The sequence below is a fragment of the Ruegeria sp. BHSA123 genome, from assembly GCF_059613425.1.
The window spans coordinates 17,885-33,969 of record NZ_JBXWSL010000017.1 but is presented as its reverse complement, the minus strand read 5'-3'; the positions used below and the strand labels follow the sequence as shown (position 1 = coordinate 33,969).

Here is a 16,085-nt window from a genome sequence, read left to right as displayed (position 1 = left end):
GCGGTGTTGGAAGGAAAAACACAGTGCGCAATACCGGGCAGGGTGGGGTTTTCTTCTTGTCCACCTTTCCCGCGCATGAACCCTTGATGAAGTTTCCTTCAGACAGGTTGCAACCGCCGCGCGCGTATCCAATCTCAGTCACAGGCCAGCACGGCCCGCATCCCAAAGGAGGGTGCCGATCATCAGATCAGAGATTTCCGTAGCCTGCGCACCGGGACTGTTTTCGACCCCGTTACGGCCCGTCAGGTGAACCGAAGCGTTTCCGGCCCGGTCGGGTTGTTAAGGGGTATGAGCCGCCATTGGTCACGGATTGCGGCGGAGGGGGTGTTGGTACCACCGCCGGGCCGGAACGCTTCTCAGAAACGGAACCAGCGTCTCCATCGTGCGGAGGCAGGCCGGGCGGCCAGTTCACCGCCTGCGACAGGGTCCAGACCGCCCCGCGCAAGAATGCGGCGTTCCTCGGCGCGGGTCATCTGGATCTCGCGGACCTTCAGCGCGGCCTCGCGCGCGGTGACATAGCGGCCGTCCGGTCCCGGTTCCATACCGGGGATGTTGCGCCCCTTCGACCACATCCCGCGCAGCCCCGACAGCGGGTGTTTCCATCCGATCTCCTCGTCATCCTGCAACTGCCAGATCCGGTTTGCCTCGGTCATCGAGACCAGCGCGGCCAGCGGCTTGCCGTGCCGGGTGATCAGCGGCCCCAGATGGGCGCGGGCATAGGAAATGGTGCAGCGCATCGGCGAATCTCCGTCTGTACGATTCGTAAGATTGGGGGTCCGAGCGTTGTACAAATCGCACAATTTCGGCCTAACGGTCCGCACGGAGCGTTTTGCACCCGCAGCATCGCGGGAAATTCGGGTGCCGGGGTCATGTCCGGTTTTTTCCGCCCTCAACCCTTCGCAGGATCGGGGATTCTGGGGTTATCCACAAAATTCTCCCGCCGGATATCAACATCTTATCCCCGTCTAATTTTCATGCTGCAGTGCTATTTTCTTGTCGGATGCAGGGCGTGGTGCAACAGTCATCTCACCGCACAGGGTCTTCGGAACCGGGGCGGGACGCAAAGGCCAAGGGGGTCTGAGCAGAGGAAGGCGGATCTTAGGATTTGCATTTAACTGCAAAGGCTTACCGGTTGGTGATCAGCCAGATATGGGTCTCGGACCCAGGTCGGGTGGCCATCTTCTCAAACGGCCAATGCATGTCGCGATGGACCTTAGGGGACAAAGCGGCGGCTGCAGTCTCTCAGGGGGCTGGGGCGACTGGATCGGAGTGCTCCTCGGGGTGCGTCGACCCGGTAAGGCGTCAGGGCGTATCCGTAAGGGTACATGCAAAGACCGCGTCTGCGCACCTGACGCCTTTTCTTATGCCGAAATTCGGTTTCATACAGGCTACCACTCACCCCTGCCGAACGGGAACGGGGCTCTTCTGCGTGCGCGAAAGAGCCCCGATTTAGTGTCAGATATGCAATGCCGCGTCTATGCACCTGTAGGGCTAGACTACTGCGTGTGGGCGCAATCTTCAACCATATATTGCGTTAATGTCCGGCTCGCCCGCAAGATAAGCGCGTTTACAGGCTTTCCTGCACGTCCGAAGCTGCGTTCTGGATTGCATCCCCGGCCTTTTCGATATCTTTACCCGCGCCTTTGGCGGTTTCGCAGGCGGTGAGTGCAAACAGGCTCAGGCCAATCAGAATTACGCGGATCATGTGTGTCTCCTCAGTGCTCGATACGGATTCGGTAGCACCTTTCTCGACACCAAGCCAGAGCTAGCCTTTGTCCTCACCGCAGAACAGCTCGTACACCACTTCAAGCATCCGGCGCGGGCGGTCATCGGCCAACCGGTAGAAGATGGTTTTGCCCTCTCTGCGCGGCATCACAAGCCCCTCCAGACGCAGGCGGGAAAGCTGTTGCGAAACAGCGGCTTGTCTGGCGGACAACAGCTCTTCCAACTCGGTGACAGATTTCTCACCGGACACCAGGTGGCACAGGATCATCAGCCGGCCTTCGTGACTGATTGCTTTGAGGAAGTTGGACGCGCGTGTCGCATTATCGACCATTCGATCCAGGTCGTGTTGCGACATGTCCTGGGACAGCTGTGGAAGTGCCATCGAATGTGTTCCTTGTGAACCCGTTGACCGGGCGTAGTTTCCGTTACGTAAAGCTCGTCGCCTGCGAGCCCCTTCAGTACATGTTTCGATCAATTATTGCTATATGTATGAATCAAAAAACCGTGATCAGAAAAGGGGAACCCGCAGCCGTTTTTCCCGCAGCCCCTTGTGCAGGGCGCAATCACGGATGTGGTGGTACTGCGAGGCAGCGGCAGGTGTGGCAATCTTATTGGCGTTGGTCCACATTCGTTCTGTGTTCTCACCGACACCCCCTTGCAGCCCCCCGGAGCCAACACTAAGACTCAGGTAACACTTGTTGGGATAATGTCCCGATCCACAGCAAAACAGGCAGGTTGCGAATGTTTGATCCCGTAGATACCTACATGAATACGCTTGTCCCCATGGTCGTTGAGCAGACCAGCCGGGGCGAGCGCGCTTATGATATTTTCTCCCGCCTGCTGAAAGAGCGGATCATTTTCATCAACGGCCCGATTCACGATGGCATGAGCCATCTGATCGTGGCCCAGCTGCTGCACCTTGAAGCGGAAAACCCCAAAAAGGAAATCTCGATCTACATCAACTCGCCCGGTGGCGTTGTGACCAGCGGTTTGTCGATTTACGATACAATGCAGTATATCAAGCCGAAATGTTCCACTTTGGTGATCGGTCAGGCCGCCTCGATGGGATCGGTTCTGCTGGCCGGTGGCGAGAAAGGGATGCGCTTTTCGCTGCCCAACAGCCGGATCATGGTGCACCAGCCCAGCGGCGGATATCAGGGCCAGGCCAGTGATATCATGATCCACGCGGCCGAGACGCAAAAACTCAAGGATCGCCTTTATGATATCTATGTACGTCATACCGGGCAGACGAAAAAAGCAGTTGAAAAAGCGCTGGACCGTGACAATTTCATGAGCCCGGAAGAGGCCAAGGAATGGGGCCACATCGACGAGATCGTGGAAAACCGCGCAAAAACGGACGCGGATGAGGTCTGAGTTCCGGAGCCTGCGTTACCGGCGCAGGAACCATTTTGAGATTGTAGCGGCCAAAACGCTGGCCTAAGCTGCACGAACAGGCGAAAACGCATCCCCGCCGGGGGTGCTGGGATGAGGCCCGAAAGGTAGATCATGGCGACGAATTCAGGCGGTGACGGGAAAAACACGCTCTACTGCAGCTTCTGCGGCAAAAGCCAGCATGAGGTGCGCAAGCTGATCGCAGGCCCGACCGTTTTCATCTGTGATGAATGTGTCGAACTTTGCATGGACATCATCCGCGAAGAGACCAAAGCCAGCGGGCTGAAGTCTTCGGACGGCGTTCCGACGCCCAAGGATATCTGTGAGGTGCTGGACGATTACGTGATCGGCCAGTCCACCGCAAAACGCGTCCTGTCGGTTGCGGTCCACAACCACTACAAACGTCTGAACCACGCCCAGAAGGCGGGCAATGATATCGAACTGGCGAAATCCAATATTCTGCTGATCGGCCCCACCGGCTGTGGCAAGACATTGCTTGCGCAGACACTGGCCCGGATACTGGATGTTCCCTTTACCATGGCCGATGCCACCACGCTGACCGAAGCCGGTTACGTGGGCGAGGATGTTGAAAACATCATTCTCAAGCTTTTGCAGGCCAGCGAATACAATGTCGAACGCGCGCAGCGCGGCATCGTCTATATCGACGAAGTCGACAAGATCACCCGCAAATCCGAGAACCCGTCGATCACGCGCGACGTGTCCGGTGAGGGCGTGCAGCAGGCGCTGCTGAAACTGATGGAAGGCACCGTGGCCAGCGTTCCGCCGCAGGGCGGCCGCAAACACCCGCAGCAGGAGTTCCTGCAGGTGGACACCACGAATATCCTGTTCATTTGTGGCGGTGCTTTTGCGGGTCTGGACAGGATCATTGCACAACGCGGCAAGGGCTCGGCCATGGGCTTTGGTGCCGATGTGCGTGACAATGACGAGCGCGGCGTGGGTGAGATCTTCAAGGATCTGGAACCCGAAGATCTGCTGAAATTCGGCCTGATCCCCGAATTCGTGGGCCGTCTGCCGGTTCTGGCAACGCTTGAGGATCTGGACGAAGAAGCGCTGGTCACCATCCTGACCAAGCCAAAGAACGCCTTGGTCAAGCAATACCAGCGCCTGTTTGAGCTGGAAGATGTTGAGTTGGGCTTCACCGATGACGCGCTGAAGGCAATTGCCAAGAAGGCCATCGAGCGCAAGACCGGTGCACGCGGCCTGCGATCTATTCTCGAGGATATCCTGCTGGACACCATGTTCGAACTGCCGGGCATGAAAAATGTCAGCGAGGTTGTGGTGAACGAAGAGGCGGTGATGTCCGACGCGCAGCCGCTGTTCATCTATGCCGATGCGGCCAAGGAATCGGCCTCGGCGGGTTGAGGCCGGGCTTTTTGCCGCGACGGTGGGACTTCAGTTGAACCGGTTCAGGGGGCTCTGCCCCCGCCGCCCTTCGGGCATCTCCCCCGGGATATTTATAGCCAGATGAAGCTGGGGGATCCGTCGCTCGCACGCGCAGGCATGCGCGGTCAGGCGGCGGGAGCTTAAGCAAGTTTTCGAACGACAAAGGTGACAGGTTATGACTGTGAAACGCATTTCTTCGGGCGGTGAGTTTGAGGCGAAAGTCGGCTATTGCCGCGCGGTGGTTGCGGGTGGCTGGGTTCATGTCGCCGGGACCGTCGGGCAGGGCGACGACGTGGTGGCGCAATGCCGGTCTGCGCTGGATGTCATAGGTAAGGCGCTGGCTGAGGCAGGCGCGGGTTTCGAAGATGTGGTTCGGGTCACCTACATGTTGCCGGATCGCAATGAGTTCGCGCCGTGCTGGCCGGTTCTGGCCGAGACGTTTGGCGCCAATCCACCGGCCGTGACGATGATCGAATGCGGTTTGATTGATCCGAAGTACCGGATCGAGATCGAAGTGACCGCCTTCCTGCCGGAGTAACACTGGAAGCCCAAGGGGCACTGGACCTTGGCGAGCCTTTGGTCCATACCTTCTCTCGACCGAAATGCCGGAGGCAGCCGATGGGAATCCTGAACAGTCTTTTACGAGCCGTGACCTGGTGGAACGGGTCAACACTGAACACGCAGCTTTATACGGCGCGCAAGGGTGTGAAAGTGGGCGAAGACAATGAAGGCAATGTGTTTTATCGCACCGCCGACGACAGCAGGCGCTGGGTGATTTTCAATGGCGAGGCCGAAGCCAGCCGGATTGACCCGGAATGGCACGGCTGGATGCATCGCACCTGGGATGAACCCCCGACCGACAAGCCGCTGCCGCACAAAGCCTGGGAAAAACCGCATCAGGAGAACCTGACAGGCACGGCACTGGCCTATGCGCCTGCCGGGTCGCTGCGGCGGGCCAAGCCGGTTGAGCGCAGGGATTACGAGGCCTGGAGCCCGGAATAAACGAGGCGAAGATGTCGACCCATAACTGGACCGAAGTTCTTGTCGGAGGCGTCGTATTGGCCGGTGCCATCGCGTTTGGCGTCTATGCCAGCCAATCGACCGGCCTGTCGCAAGGTGCTGCGGGCTATGAGTTGGGCGCCTCGTTCCGGTCGCTGGAAGGGGTGGGCGTCGGCACCGATGTCCGTCTTGCCGGTGTGAAAATCGGCACTGTTACCGGGGTCAAGCTGAACCCGGACACCTATCGTGCTGACACGACTTTCTCTGTTGCGGAAGGCGTTCTTGTGCCCGATGACAGCGCCATCGTGATCTCGTCCGAAGGGCTGCTGGGTGGAAACTTTGTCGAAGTCATGCCCGGCGGTTCGCCCTTCTTTTTTGAACCCGGAGATGAGATTCAGGATACCCAGGGTGCGGTCAGCCTGATCTCGCTGCTGGTCAAGTTCGTGGCCGGAGATGGCGGCGAATGATGCGCGCCGGCCTGATTGCCCTGTTGCTGGCTGGAACCGGCGCCGCCGCGCAGCAGAAAGTCAACTCTGGCCCCGGCGCCATGCTGCGGGGGCTCGACAAGGTTAGTGGCCAGACGGTTGATATCGAATTGCAGACAGGTCAGACCGAACCTGTGTTCGGGCTGGATGTGGCGCTGGGGGATTGCCGGTATCCGGTGGACAACCCGACAGGCGATGCCTTCGCCTATCTGACCATTTGGGAAACGGGCAAGGCGGATCAGCTGTTTGACGGCTGGATGATCGCGACCTCTCCGGCGCTGAATGCGCTGGATCACGCGCGGTATGACGTTTGGGTCATCCGCTGTATCACGCCTTCTGCGGACTGAGTGATCGGCGCGGCAAAGTCGGCGCTCTGGTTCAGGGCTTCTTCCAGTTCTTTCTTGTAAGCACCACGCGGGATTTCGATCGCCCCAAGGGACGCCAGATGCGCGGTCAGGAACTGCGTGTCAAACAGGTGAAAGCCGGTTTGCCGCAGCCGGTCCACAAGATAGGCGAGCGCGATTTTCGAGGCATCCGTGCGACGCGAAAACATGCTTTCGCCAAAGAACGCGGCCCCCAGCGTCACGCCATATACGCCGCCCACCAGCGCCGCTCCGTCCCAGACTTCCAGTGAATGCGCATAGCCTGATTGATGCAGCTGGCGATAAAGGGCGTGCAGTTCCGCGTTGATCCAGGTGTCGGACCGGTCAGCGCACCCGTCGACGACGCCGGAAAAATCCCGGTTGATTGAAATCCCGAACCCGCAGTTCCGGATGCGGCGGGCCAGACTGCGCGAGATGTGGAACCCGTCCAGCGGAAATATCCCGCGAAACTTGGGGTCAACCCAGAACAGTTCAGGATCGTCGCGGTGTTCGGCCATCGGGAAAATACCGATGGAATACCCGTGCAACAGCAGTTCGGGGGTCAGGCTCATGCCGGTGATAGGGCGACCAGAGGGCGCGGGCCCTCTGGTACCTGGACCTTATTTTTCCATGTTCTCCGCAAGCCAGCGCTCCAGCCAGTGGATGTTGTACGCGCCGCTGTGCAGATCGGGCTCCTGCAACAGGGCGTGGAACAGGGGCACGGTGGTGTCGATGCCGTCTACGATCAGCTCTCCCAAAGCCCGCTTCAGGCGCGCCAGCGCTTCGTTGCGGTCGCGGCCGTGCACGATCAGCTTGGCAATCAGCGAGTCGTAATAAGGCGGGATCGAATAGCCGTCATAAAGCGCCGAATCCATCCGCACGCCCAGACCGCCCGGCGCGTGATAGGCCGTGATCTTGCCCGGGCAGGGCGAAAACTTCGGCAGCTTCTCTGCGTTGATCCGGACCTCGATGGCGTGACCGTTGATCTTCAGATCGTCCTGACCGAATGACATCGGCTCACCTGCGGCAACAAGAATTTGTTCGCGCACCAGATCGACGTCAAAGATGCCCTCGGTCACCGGGTGTTCCACCTGCAGGCGGGTGTTCATCTCGATGAAATAGAACTCGCCCTTTTCATACAGGAACTCGATGGTGCCCGCGCCGATATAGTTGATCTTGGCCACCGCGTCGGCGCAGATCTTGCCGATCCGGGCACGCTCTTCGGCGGTGATGCAGGGGCCGGGGGCCTCTTCAAAGACCTTCTGGTGACGGCGCTGCAACGAACAATCGCGCTCGCCCAGATGCACCGCATTGCCCTTGCCGTCGCCAAAGACCTGAATCTCGATATGGCGCGGCGTGGTCAGGTATTTCTCGATATAGACCTCGTCATTGCCAAAGGCGGCCTTGCCTTCGGCGCGTGCGGTCATAAAGGCGCTTTCCATCTCGTCCGCGTTCATCGCGACTTTCATGCCGCGCCCTCCGCCGCCAGCGGTGGCTTTGATGATGACGGGATAGCCGAATTCCTCACCGATGCGTTTGGCGTCGGCCAGCGTGGGAACGCCACCGTCCGAGCCGGGAACACAAGGCACACCCAGCGCCTTCATTGTGTCCTTGGCGGTGATCTTGTCGCCCATGACGCGGATATGTTCCGCGGTGGGACCGATGAACGTGATGCCATGATCTTCGACGATCTGCACGAACTCGGCGTTTTCGGACAAAAAGCCATAGCCGGGATGGATCGCCTGCGCGCCGGTAATCTCACAGGCCGAGATGATGGCGGGCACCGACAGATAGCTTTGCGGGCTGGGCGGGGGGCCGATGCACACCGATTCGTCCGCCATGCGCACATGCATCGCGTCGCTGTCGGCGGTGGAGTGGACGGCAACCGTCTTTATCCCCATCTCGCGTGCGGCGCGGATGACGCGCAGGGCGATCTCGCCTCGGTTGGCTATCAGGATCTTGTCGAACATGGGCCCGCCTTACTCGATGATGACCAGAGGGGTGCCGAACTCAACAGCGTCGCCATCGCCCACCAGCACGCGCTTGATGGTGCCTGATTTGGGGGCGTGGATGTGGTTCATGGTCTTCATCGCTTCGACGATCAGCAGCGTGTCGCCTTCGGACACTGTCGCGCCGACGGAAATGAAAGCGGGCGCTCCGGGTTCCGGCTGCATATAGACCGTGCCCACCATAGGCGAGGTGACAGCGCCCGGATGGCTGGCCGGATCTTCGGCGGCAGCAGGGGCCGCCGCGGGGGCCGCAGCCGGTGCCGCTACGGGGGCGGGCGCTGCTGCAGGAACAGCCATCTGAACCGGAGCGGCCACGGTCTGTGTCATACGGCTGACGCGCACGTTCAGACTGTCTTCTTCGCCATATTCGCGTTTGACCTGCAACTCGGTCAGATCGTTTTCGCGCAGCAACTCGGCCAGAGCCTTGATGAATGCCACATCCGCTTCGTGTTTAGTGTCTGTCATGAGTATCCTCGACGGTTCCCCTTTGGCCCGTCTGTTTCTTGCGGGCTCTGATCAAATTACGCAGGGTTATAGGCTAAGCGGCGGTGCATGAAAAGCGCCGACTCGCACCATCTGGCATGCGTTTCACGCGTAATTTAAAGGGTCGGACAGCTCACAGGGGCATCCCCGATAATTTGGCGACCAGTTCAGACAGCTTTCGCGCGCCGAATTTTTCAAGCAAACGGGCGCGGTAAGCTTCGATTGTGCGATAACTCAGTCCCAGCTCTGCTCCGATTTCCTTGGCCGATAGGCCACGGCAGGACAGGATGGCCACTTCGCGTTCACGGATGGTCAGTTCAACCAGCGGTCGTTCCTCGGATATGTCGGAAAAGCTCCAGATGCCGTGGCGGAACGGGTCGTCCGGCGTCAGCGACCGGCCCCGGGCGCGGCACCAGAACAGGTCCCCGCTGCGGCGGCGCATGACGCGCTCATCCGTGTAATACCCGGTGCCGCGCATCACCTGCAGGCTGCGCTCACCGATCCTCTCCCAATCAGCGACCGAAGGGTAAAGGTGCAACAGTGGCATGTTGCGATAGTCGTTTTCTTCTCCGCCAAAGGTGCGGGCAAATTGCAGGTTGCAGCGCCGGATGATCCGGTTTTCCAGCTCAACAAGCCCGATCGGCGCATATTCAAAGGCGGGGTCGCTCATGCGTGTATGGTGCCGGGAAAGCGCGCGGAAATGAAGGGGGGATGCGATGTCTTGCGCCAGATTGACGCCCGAAACAGATGCTGTGGTCTGCGCCAGTTTGTGAAAGTTGTAAATGCCGGTTGAAAAGAAATGATTAACCTACAGAAACAGATGTTATAATCTGAAAACGAATGTGAATTCCGCCGGATCTGAATTCAGGGAAAGTAGACATGCGCGACACGTTGACAGGCAGCCGCATTCGCGAAAGACGCCAGATTGCCGGACTGCGGCAGGCGGAACTGGCGCGGCAGGCCGGCGTATCGGCGTCTTATCTGAACCTGATCGAACATAATCGCCGCAGGATCGGGGGCAAGTTGCTGGTCGATATCGCGGCGGCGCTGGGCGTTGAACCTTCGGTCCTGACACAAGGGATCGAGGCAACTTTGGTTTCCGCCCTGCGTGAAGCGGCCGAAGAAGCGGTCGGGCAACAGGCCGAGGTTGACGGGCTTGAGGAGTTTGCCGGTCGTTTTCCCGGCTGGGCCGGTGTTCTGGCGCAGATGCATCGCCGTGTCGTGTCTTTGGAGCGGAACGTCGAAACCCTGTCCGACCGCCTTACGCACGACCCGCAACTGGCCGCGTCGATGCACGAGGTTCTGTCAACCGCCGCAGCCATACGCTCGACCGCCGCGATCCTTGCGGATACGCAAGATATCGAGGCCGAATGGCGCGAGCGTTTCCACAAGAACCTGCATCAGGATGCCGAACGGCTGGCAGGCAGTTCCAAGGCGCTGGTGACCTTCCTCGACGAAAGCGACTCGGCGGTTGATCCACGTGCCGTTCCCCTGGAAGAGGTCGAAGCCTTCTTTGAAACCCGCGGCTACACGATTTCCGAACTGGAAGACGGTGGCGATGTGGACGCGGTTGACCTGAGCGGGCTCAATACCTCGGCGGCGCGCACCGTCGCGCGCGAAGTTCTCAGGATCTATCGCGCAGACGCGCAGGCCCTGCCGCTGGAGGCCGTCAAAGCGGTTGTTCAACAGGGTGATCCGAACCCCATCGAACTGGCGCAGCGGTTCTCGGTTGATTTTGCCACCGTCCTCAGGCGGCTGGCTTTTCTGCCGGATGGCATCCTGTCACAACCGGTTGGCATGGTGCTGTGCGACGCGTCCGGAAGTATCCTGTTTCTCAAACCGATTCAGGGGTTTACCTTGCCCCGGCATGGCGATGTCTGCCCGCTTTGGCCGCTGTTCACAGCCCTAAGCCGTCCGCTGGTGCCGGCGCGCAAACAGGTCGTCCTGACCGGAAGGTCCTCGGCCGTGTTCGACTGCGTTGCCTATGCCTGGCCGCATGCAGTGTCGGGATACGATCAGGATCCGGCCTATCGCTCGGTCATGGTGGTGCGCCCGGTCAGGGACCCGTCAGACGGGGTGCCGGTCACTCAGGTCGGGCCGAATTGCCGTGTCTGCCCAAACCGCGATTGCAAAGCCCGGCGCGAGCCGTCGATTTTGAGCGAAGGTTTTTGACACGTTCATGACAGACCGCTTAATCTGGCGGGAACCGGTCCCGGGATGGAAGGCCGGTTATGGGAGGAATTGAACATATGAGCCGAAAGGTTCTGCTGATTGAGGACGAACCGAACATCGCCGAGGCTATCCGGTTCCTGCTGTCGCGCGAGGGATGGCAGGTCGAAACGCATGGCGATGGAACGGATGCGGTTCAGGTGATCCAGGGGGCGCAGCCCGATCTGGTCATTCTGGATGTCATGCTGCCGGGCAAGAACGGTATGGATATCCTTCGGGAACTCAGAAAAATGGAGGAACTGGCATGCTTGCCGGTTCTGATGCTGACCGCGCGGGGTCAGTCGCGCGACCGGGAAATGGCCGAAAACGCAGGCGTCAGCCGCTTCATGACTAAACCGTTTTCCAATGCCGAAGTTCTGACAGCCGTGCGTGATCTTCACGCGCAGGCGACGCGCATTTGATGTCCGGCGAGGGGAACAAGACCAAACCACCGGGCGCACGCCCTTCGCTTTTTCTGGAACGTGAAAGCTATCGTCGTCACAGGTTGACGGATGCCGCCCGGATTTTGCCCTTTCTGGGCGCGGCGCTGCTGGCCCTTCCGTTATTGTGGCCGGATCGGTCTGGCGGGGATGCGGCTGTGCCCTTGTCTTCGGCGATGTATTACATATTCCTCTGCTGGGGCGCGCTGATCCTGGCCGGGTTTGTCTTTGGGCTGGCCGCCCGCCGCATGGCCGCGCGTGAAGGATCGGACACGGGCGCTGAGTGATGGCCACCATAAATATTCTGATTCTGGTTTGCCTTGGCTATGTCGTGTTCCTGTTCGCGGTGGCCTTCGCCGCGGATCGCATGGCTGCGGCCGGGCGTGGCAAATGGTTGCGTTCGCCCGTGATCTACACTTTGTCCCTGTCGATCTATTGCACTGCCTGGACGTTTTATGGCGCGGTGGGCAACGCCGCGCGGTCGGGGCTGGAGTTTGTCACCATCTACCTCGGTCCGACGCTGGTGATGGTCGGCTGGTGGTGGGGGCTGCGCAAGCTGGTGCGCGTCGGGCGCAGCCAGCGGGTCACCTCGATCGCCGACCTGCTGTCGTCCCGGTATGGCAAGTCGAACACGCTGGCGGTCTGCGTGACCATTCTGGCGGTGCTAGGCGGCACGCCCTATATCGCACTGCAACTGCAGTCGATTACCCTGTCCTTCTCGATCTTTGCCGAGGCTGACCCGTCAGGCCTCTACCGCGAAGGGTCCAGCGTGTTTTGGGTCGCGGCTGGTCTGGCCGTGTTTGCCATCCTGTTCGGCACCCGCAATCTGGACGTGAACGAACGTCACCATGGCGTGGTCACGGCCATCGCGGTCGAAGCCGTTGTCAAACTGTTTGCGCTGATCGCCGTGGGCGTTTTCGTGGTGTGGGGGATCGCGGGCGGCATTGGCCCGATGATGGACCGGATCGACGCCTCGGAAATCGGCCAGTGGAACGTCGATGCCGGACGTTGGACGACGTTCATCTTTCTGTCCGCCGCCGCCTTTATCTGCCTGCCCCGGATGTTTCAGGTGATGGTGGTGGAAAACGATGACGAAGGCCATCTCAGAACCGCTGCCTGGGCCTTCCCGCTCTACCTGCTGTTCATGAGCCTGTTTGTCGTGCCCATCGCCGTGGTTGGTCTCGACCTGCTGCCCCAGGGTGCCAACCCAGACCTGTTCGTGCTGACCGTGCCGCTGTCCCAAGGCAATGACTGGCTGGCAATGCTGTCCTTCATCGGCGGGTTTTCCTCGGCAACCTCGATGGTCATCGTCAGTGCGATGGCCCTGTCGACAATGGTGTCGAACCATGTGGTCATGCCCATCTGGCTGAACACGCAGGAAGGCACCGGCTCGGTATCGGGCGATGTGCGCAACATTGTTCTTATGGCACGCCGAGTTTCCATTGCCGCCATCATTGCGCTGGGCTTTTTCTACTACCGGCTGTCCGGTGGCGGTGCGGCGCTGGCCTCGATCGGGTTGATCGCCTTTGCCGGTATCTCGCAGATTCTGCCAGCGTTGGTCGGGGGGCTGTTCTGGCGCAGGGCGACCCGGACCGGGGCGCTGATCGGGCTGACCGTCGGCTTTGTGCTGTGGATTTACACTCTGCTGCTGCCGGGAATGGGCGGGGCGTGGATGCCCGAAACCGTGCTGCAAAACGGCTTGTTCGGTCTCGGCTGGCTGCGCCCTCATGCCCTGTTCGGGATCGAGGGGATCGATCCGATGGTGCATACGGTGATGTGGTCCTTGTCCCTGAACACGCTTGCCTTCTGCGTCGCGTCCCTGCTCAGCTTTCCCAGCCCGTTGGAACGGTTGCAAGGGGCGCAGTTCGTCAACGTCTTCGATCACTCGGTCGCGCCGCGCGGTTGGTCCGGGTCAGTGGCGCAAAGCGAAGACCTGATGATCATGACGCAGCGCATTCTGGGCACCGGCCCCACACAGGAATTCTTTCAGGCCGAGGCGCAAAAACAGGGTGGCCGTTCGCACCTGCCGGAACCGACGCCGGGCTTTCTCAACCGTCTGGAACGCGAGCTCAGCGGCTCGGTCGGCGCGGCCATGGCCCATGCGATGATCGGCCAGATCGTGGGCGGATCGTCGGTCTCGGTCGAGGATCTGCTGGCCGTGGCCGACGAATCCGCGCAGTTGCTGGAATATTCCGGCCAGCTCGAGGAAAAGTCCTCCGAACTCAGCCGAACCGCACGCCAGCTGCGCGAGGCTAACGCCAAGCTCACCCAGATTTCCGAACAGAAGGACAGCTTTCTGAGTCAGGTCAGTCATGAATTGCGCACGCCGATGACCTCGATCCGGGCGTTTTCGGAAATCATGCGCGACACCGATGGCCTCAGCCGCCAGGAGCAGACCCGGTATGCCGCGATCATTCATGACGAAGCCCTGCGCCTGACCCGGCTGCTCGATGATCTGCTGGATCTGAGCGTGCTGGAAAACGGGCAGGTCAGTCTCAATCTCAGTGATGACAGCCTGCGCTCGGTTTTGGACCGCGCCGTGCCCAGCGCTCTGGCCGGGGCGGACCGAAAGATCACCGTCCGCCGGACCCGCGCGGCCGAACGTATCTTTCTGCATACGGATCTGGATCGGTTGGGGCAGGTGTTCATCAACCTGATCTCGAACGCGCAGAAATATTGCGACGCGGACGATCCGGTGCTGGTCATTTCCGCCCATGATGTCGGCGGCCGGGTCATCGTCGACTTCATCGACAATGGCAGCGGCATCCCACCGGGTGCGCGCTCGATGGTGTTTGAAAAATTTGCCCGCGTGGGCGGCGACAAAGCTGGCGGAGCGGGGCTTGGTCTGGCCATCTGCCGCGAAATCATGCAGCGGCTGGGGGGAGAGATCACCTATCTGCCGGGGCAGGGCGGCGCGGCCTTCCGGATCAGCCTGCCACAGGCCTATCAGCAGGCGGCGCAGTGACGCGGCCATAAAGGACTTGGTAACGCCCGCGGGTGTAAACCGGTTGCCAGGTGCTGGAACAATTGGTGATCGGGCGTCATGTCACAAGATGTCAATGCCGCGTTGGCGCGCAAACTGTCCGTCGGACAAAAGGATCTGGGGGATCGCCCGCGTTCGGTTCTGCGGGCGCTGCGCCTTGGGTTCGCGCGGGCTGCGGGCGACCGGCTGAACCTGCCGCTGGCGGTTATCGGGGAAAAACAATCCAGCCAGTCGCAGGACGTGCCGGGGGACGCGGCGGGGCAGGATTGGCTGCTGCTGGTGTTTGACGGCCCTGAAGGCCGCGCCGCGGCCTGTCTGAACCCGAATGTGGTCTCGGCCGTTGTTCAGGCCCAGACCATTGGTCAGGTTCTGCCCGGTGACCCCGGCGCACGCACGTTCACGGATACGGACGCCGCCATCGTGGCTCCCTTGATCGAAGCCGCGTTGACCGGTTCCGCCGCGTTGTTCGACGCCTCATCGGATCAGATTTGCCTTGCGGGGTTGGAATATTCTTTTCGCGCCAAGGATTTGCGCACCCTGTCGCTGGCGATGACGGAAGAGGTGTACCGCATTTTCGAACTGACCGTCGATCTGGCGAACGGAGAGCAGCAGGGTCGCATCTCGGTTTTTCTGCCAGAACATCCTGCAGTCTCGGATGTGGCAGAAGATACCGGGGAAAAGGCTGATCTGCGCATGGATCAGTGTTCGGGCGTGATGCGGGCGGAACTGACCGCCGCGCTGTGCCGCATGTCGCTGCCCCTGTCCGACCTGTCCGGAATGCGGATCGGGGACATTCTGCCGTTGCGCGGGGCGCGTCTGGACCGGACCGAGGTTCTGACGATCGACCGGACACGCGCCGGTATCGGTCGCCTTGGGCAATGCGGTGGTCTCCGGGCCGTGCGGCTGAATGAAACCGCTGCATTGCCAGCCCTGACTGGTTCTGACGCGCAGGACTTCATCGCCAGCAAAAGTGGAACACCACCGCAAGATCACCCGGTTGAACCGGCTGTGCATGATGCGCACGCCCAGACCGTCCCGGCCGGGGTGTCAGATCTGACAGATAGCGATCTGATCGTGAACGATTCAGAACGGATGGTCGCGGAAATCACGCAGCTCGCGGGGCTGGCGCCCCCGGAGTCCGCCAGCTAGGTTAAGGGGCACCTAGCCGCCATTGCCGCGGATCTGGTCCAGCATGGGGCGCAGATTGTCCAGCTGATACCCGGCTTTGCCAGTCGCACTCAGGATTTCGTCCGTGCTCATGTGGTCGCACTGGCCCAGGGCCCAGACAACCGAACACCGCGTGCCCGAGGCACAATAGGCCAGAACAGGGCCACTGCCGTTTTCCGCCATGTCGCGCTGCCGCTTCACGTTCTCAGGTGTCATCGTCTGGTGGGTCAGCTCCAGCACCTCATATTCCATACCGGCGGCCCGCACCGCTTCGCCGATCGCATCGGATTGCATGGCCGGGGGAACTTCGGCATTGGGCCGGTTGCAGATCACCTTGGCAAAGCCAGCCTCGGCGATGGCCGGAACATCCTCGACCGTGATCTGCGGCGAGACAGCATAGCGGGGGGTAATCTGACGAATCTCCATGC

General features: G+C 60.6%; 19 protein-coding genes. 11 read left to right on the top strand and 8 right to left on the bottom strand.

What is annotated here, in order from left to right; genetic code table 11:
• Positions 1 to 356 precede the first annotated feature (356 nt).
• The 3 genes from AC2FNC_RS11220 to AC2FNC_RS11210 all read right to left on the bottom strand — a co-directional run bounded on the left by AC2FNC_RS11220 (position 357) and on the right by AC2FNC_RS11210 (position 2,107).
• The gene (locus AC2FNC_RS11220; RefSeq protein ID WP_496715362.1) at positions 357 to 737 is read right to left on the bottom strand and encodes a hypothetical protein; all 381 of its coding nucleotides are present in this window, start codon (positions 735 to 737) and stop codon (positions 357 to 359) included.
• 830 nt (positions 738 to 1,567) lie between these two features.
• The gene (locus AC2FNC_RS11215) at positions 1,568 to 1,705 is read right to left on the bottom strand and encodes an entericidin A/B family lipoprotein (protein WP_209505735.1); all 138 of its coding nucleotides are present in this window, start codon (positions 1,703 to 1,705) and stop codon (positions 1,568 to 1,570) included.
• Positions 1,706 to 1,765: 60 nt separating this feature from the next.
• Positions 1,766 to 2,107 carry an ArsR/SmtB family transcription factor gene (locus AC2FNC_RS11210; protein WP_496715361.1) on the bottom strand — a complete coding sequence of 114 codons (342 nt, stop codon included), beginning with the start codon at positions 2,105 to 2,107 and terminating at the stop codon, positions 1,766 to 1,768.
• A 359-nt stretch (positions 2,108 to 2,466) separates the two neighbouring features.
• Between AC2FNC_RS11210 and AC2FNC_RS11205 the strand changes: the two genes are divergently transcribed.
• From AC2FNC_RS11205 to AC2FNC_RS11180, 6 genes are all read left to right on the top strand, one after another.
• The gene (locus AC2FNC_RS11205) at positions 2,467 to 3,099 is read left to right on the top strand and encodes an ATP-dependent Clp protease proteolytic subunit (RefSeq protein WP_480473624.1); all 633 of its coding nucleotides are present in this window, start codon (positions 2,467 to 2,469) and stop codon (positions 3,097 to 3,099) included.
• A 132-nt stretch (positions 3,100 to 3,231) separates the two neighbouring features.
• Positions 3,232 to 4,500: an ATP-dependent Clp protease ATP-binding subunit ClpX gene (gene clpX, locus AC2FNC_RS11200; RefSeq protein ID WP_480473623.1), complete on the top strand. Its 1,269-nt coding sequence runs from the start codon at positions 3,232 to 3,234 to the stop codon at positions 4,498 to 4,500.
• A 196-nt stretch (positions 4,501 to 4,696) separates the two neighbouring features.
• On the top strand, positions 4,697 to 5,059 hold the full coding sequence (locus AC2FNC_RS11195) for a RidA family protein (RefSeq protein WP_496715359.1): 363 nt from the start codon (positions 4,697 to 4,699) through the stop codon (positions 5,057 to 5,059).
• Between the two features lie 80 nt (positions 5,060 to 5,139).
• Positions 5,140 to 5,523, top strand: coding sequence for an NADH:ubiquinone oxidoreductase subunit NDUFA12 (locus tag AC2FNC_RS11190; RefSeq protein ID WP_496715358.1), 384 nt, complete (start codon positions 5,140 to 5,142; stop codon positions 5,521 to 5,523).
• Positions 5,524 to 5,534: 11 nt separating this feature from the next.
• Entirely contained in the window at positions 5,535 to 5,987 is a 453-nt protein-coding gene (gene mlaD / locus AC2FNC_RS11185) for an outer membrane lipid asymmetry maintenance protein MlaD (protein WP_480488409.1), read from the top strand.
• Positions 5,984 to 6,352, top strand: a complete 369-nt coding sequence (locus tag AC2FNC_RS11180; RefSeq protein WP_496715356.1) for a DUF2155 domain-containing protein — start codon at positions 5,984 to 5,986, stop codon at positions 6,350 to 6,352. Before mlaD ends, AC2FNC_RS11180 begins: the two co-directional genes overlap by 4 nt.
• Here the strand turns inward: AC2FNC_RS11180 and aat are convergent.
• The 4 genes from aat to AC2FNC_RS11160 all read right to left on the bottom strand — a co-directional run bounded on the left by aat (position 6,298) and on the right by AC2FNC_RS11160 (position 9,529).
• Positions 6,298 to 6,939 (bottom strand): leucyl/phenylalanyl-tRNA--protein transferase, encoded by a 642-nt coding sequence (aat, locus tag AC2FNC_RS11175; protein ID WP_496715355.1) that lies wholly within the window; start codon positions 6,937 to 6,939, stop codon positions 6,298 to 6,300. The genes AC2FNC_RS11180 and aat overlap by 55 nt on opposite strands.
• A gap of 48 nt (positions 6,940 to 6,987) precedes the next feature.
• On the bottom strand, positions 6,988 to 8,337 hold the full coding sequence (gene accC, locus AC2FNC_RS11170; protein WP_480495078.1) for an acetyl-CoA carboxylase biotin carboxylase subunit: 1,350 nt from the start codon (positions 8,335 to 8,337) through the stop codon (positions 6,988 to 6,990).
• Between the two features lie 9 nt (positions 8,338 to 8,346).
• Positions 8,347 to 8,841: an acetyl-CoA carboxylase biotin carboxyl carrier protein gene (gene accB / locus AC2FNC_RS11165; RefSeq protein WP_480473619.1), complete on the bottom strand. Its 495-nt coding sequence runs from the start codon at positions 8,839 to 8,841 to the stop codon at positions 8,347 to 8,349.
• A 151-nt stretch (positions 8,842 to 8,992) separates the two neighbouring features.
• Positions 8,993 to 9,529, bottom strand: coding sequence for a LuxR C-terminal-related transcriptional regulator (locus AC2FNC_RS11160; RefSeq protein WP_209505755.1), 537 nt, complete (start codon positions 9,527 to 9,529; stop codon positions 8,993 to 8,995).
• A 209-nt stretch (positions 9,530 to 9,738) separates the two neighbouring features.
• Here AC2FNC_RS11160 and AC2FNC_RS11155 point away from each other — a divergent pair, with 209 nt between their 5' ends.
• The 5 genes from AC2FNC_RS11155 (at position 9,739) to AC2FNC_RS11135 (ending at position 15,639) form a co-directional block, all read left to right on the top strand.
• Positions 9,739 to 11,031 (top strand): helix-turn-helix domain-containing protein, encoded by a 1,293-nt coding sequence (locus AC2FNC_RS11155; protein WP_480555630.1) that lies wholly within the window; start codon positions 9,739 to 9,741, stop codon positions 11,029 to 11,031.
• 77 nt (positions 11,032 to 11,108) lie between these two features.
• Positions 11,109 to 11,489, top strand: a complete 381-nt coding sequence (locus AC2FNC_RS11150; RefSeq protein WP_480555628.1) for a response regulator transcription factor — start codon at positions 11,109 to 11,111, stop codon at positions 11,487 to 11,489.
• Complete coding sequence (locus AC2FNC_RS11145) at positions 11,489 to 11,794, top strand: hypothetical protein (RefSeq protein WP_480555627.1); 306 nt, start codon at positions 11,489 to 11,491, stop codon at positions 11,792 to 11,794. The genes AC2FNC_RS11150 and AC2FNC_RS11145 overlap by 1 nt, the downstream gene beginning before the upstream one ends.
• Entirely contained in the window at positions 11,794 to 14,472 is a 2,679-nt protein-coding gene (locus AC2FNC_RS11140; protein WP_480555625.1) for an ATP-binding protein, read from the top strand. The genes AC2FNC_RS11145 and AC2FNC_RS11140 overlap by 1 nt, the downstream gene beginning before the upstream one ends.
• 78 nt (positions 14,473 to 14,550) lie before the next feature.
• Positions 14,551 to 15,639 carry a FliM/FliN family flagellar motor C-terminal domain-containing protein gene (locus AC2FNC_RS11135; RefSeq protein WP_496715352.1) on the top strand — a complete coding sequence of 363 codons (1,089 nt, stop codon included), beginning with the start codon at positions 14,551 to 14,553 and terminating at the stop codon, positions 15,637 to 15,639.
• 12 nt (positions 15,640 to 15,651) lie between these two features.
• Here the strand turns inward: AC2FNC_RS11135 and AC2FNC_RS11130 are convergent, their stop codons facing one another.
• Positions 15,652 to 16,083: a protein tyrosine phosphatase family protein gene (locus AC2FNC_RS11130; RefSeq protein ID WP_496715351.1), complete on the bottom strand. Its 432-nt coding sequence runs from the start codon at positions 16,081 to 16,083 to the stop codon at positions 15,652 to 15,654.
• Positions 16,084 to 16,085 lie beyond the last annotated feature (2 nt).

Excerpts from the sequence above, each read along its gene's own strand:
- accC (WP_480495078.1), bottom strand. The coding sequence starts at position 8,337 with ATGTTCGACAAGATCCTGATAGCCAACCGAGGCGAGATCGCCCTGCGC.
- AC2FNC_RS11215 (WP_209505735.1), bottom strand. The coding sequence starts at position 1,705 with ATGATCCGCGTAATTCTGATTGGCCTGAGCCTGTTTGCACTCACCGCC.
- aat (WP_496715355.1), bottom strand. The coding sequence starts at position 6,939 with ATGAGCCTGACCCCCGAACTGCTGTTGCACGGGTATTCCATCGGTATT.
- AC2FNC_RS11130 (WP_496715351.1), bottom strand. The coding sequence starts at position 16,083 with ATGGAGATTCGTCAGATTACCCCCCGCTATGCTGTCTCGCCGCAGATC.
- AC2FNC_RS11135 (WP_496715352.1), top strand. The coding sequence starts at position 14,551 with ATGTCACAAGATGTCAATGCCGCGTTGGCGCGCAAACTGTCCGTCGGA.
- AC2FNC_RS11210 (WP_496715361.1), bottom strand. The coding sequence starts at position 2,107 with ATGGCACTTCCACAGCTGTCCCAGGACATGTCGCAACACGACCTGGAT.
- AC2FNC_RS11140 (WP_480555625.1), top strand. The coding sequence starts at position 11,794 with ATGGCCACCATAAATATTCTGATTCTGGTTTGCCTTGGCTATGTCGTG.
- mlaD (WP_480488409.1), top strand. The coding sequence starts at position 5,535 with ATGTCGACCCATAACTGGACCGAAGTTCTTGTCGGAGGCGTCGTATTG.
- AC2FNC_RS11195 (WP_496715359.1), top strand. The coding sequence starts at position 4,697 with ATGACTGTGAAACGCATTTCTTCGGGCGGTGAGTTTGAGGCGAAAGTC.
- clpX (WP_480473623.1), top strand. The coding sequence starts at position 3,232 with ATGGCGACGAATTCAGGCGGTGACGGGAAAAACACGCTCTACTGCAGC.
- AC2FNC_RS11160 (WP_209505755.1), bottom strand. The coding sequence starts at position 9,529 with ATGAGCGACCCCGCCTTTGAATATGCGCCGATCGGGCTTGTTGAGCTG.
- AC2FNC_RS11155 (WP_480555630.1), top strand. The coding sequence starts at position 9,739 with ATGCGCGACACGTTGACAGGCAGCCGCATTCGCGAAAGACGCCAGATT.
- AC2FNC_RS11180 (WP_496715356.1), top strand. The coding sequence starts at position 5,984 with ATGATGCGCGCCGGCCTGATTGCCCTGTTGCTGGCTGGAACCGGCGCC.
- AC2FNC_RS11220 (WP_496715362.1), bottom strand. The coding sequence starts at position 737 with ATGCGCTGCACCATTTCCTATGCCCGCGCCCATCTGGGGCCGCTGATC.
- AC2FNC_RS11145 (WP_480555627.1), top strand. The coding sequence starts at position 11,489 with ATGTCCGGCGAGGGGAACAAGACCAAACCACCGGGCGCACGCCCTTCG.
- AC2FNC_RS11190 (WP_496715358.1), top strand. The coding sequence starts at position 5,140 with ATGGGAATCCTGAACAGTCTTTTACGAGCCGTGACCTGGTGGAACGGG.
- AC2FNC_RS11150 (WP_480555628.1), top strand. The coding sequence starts at position 11,109 with ATGAGCCGAAAGGTTCTGCTGATTGAGGACGAACCGAACATCGCCGAG.
- accB (WP_480473619.1), bottom strand. The coding sequence starts at position 8,841 with ATGACAGACACTAAACACGAAGCGGATGTGGCATTCATCAAGGCTCTG.
- AC2FNC_RS11205 (WP_480473624.1), top strand. The coding sequence starts at position 2,467 with ATGTTTGATCCCGTAGATACCTACATGAATACGCTTGTCCCCATGGTC.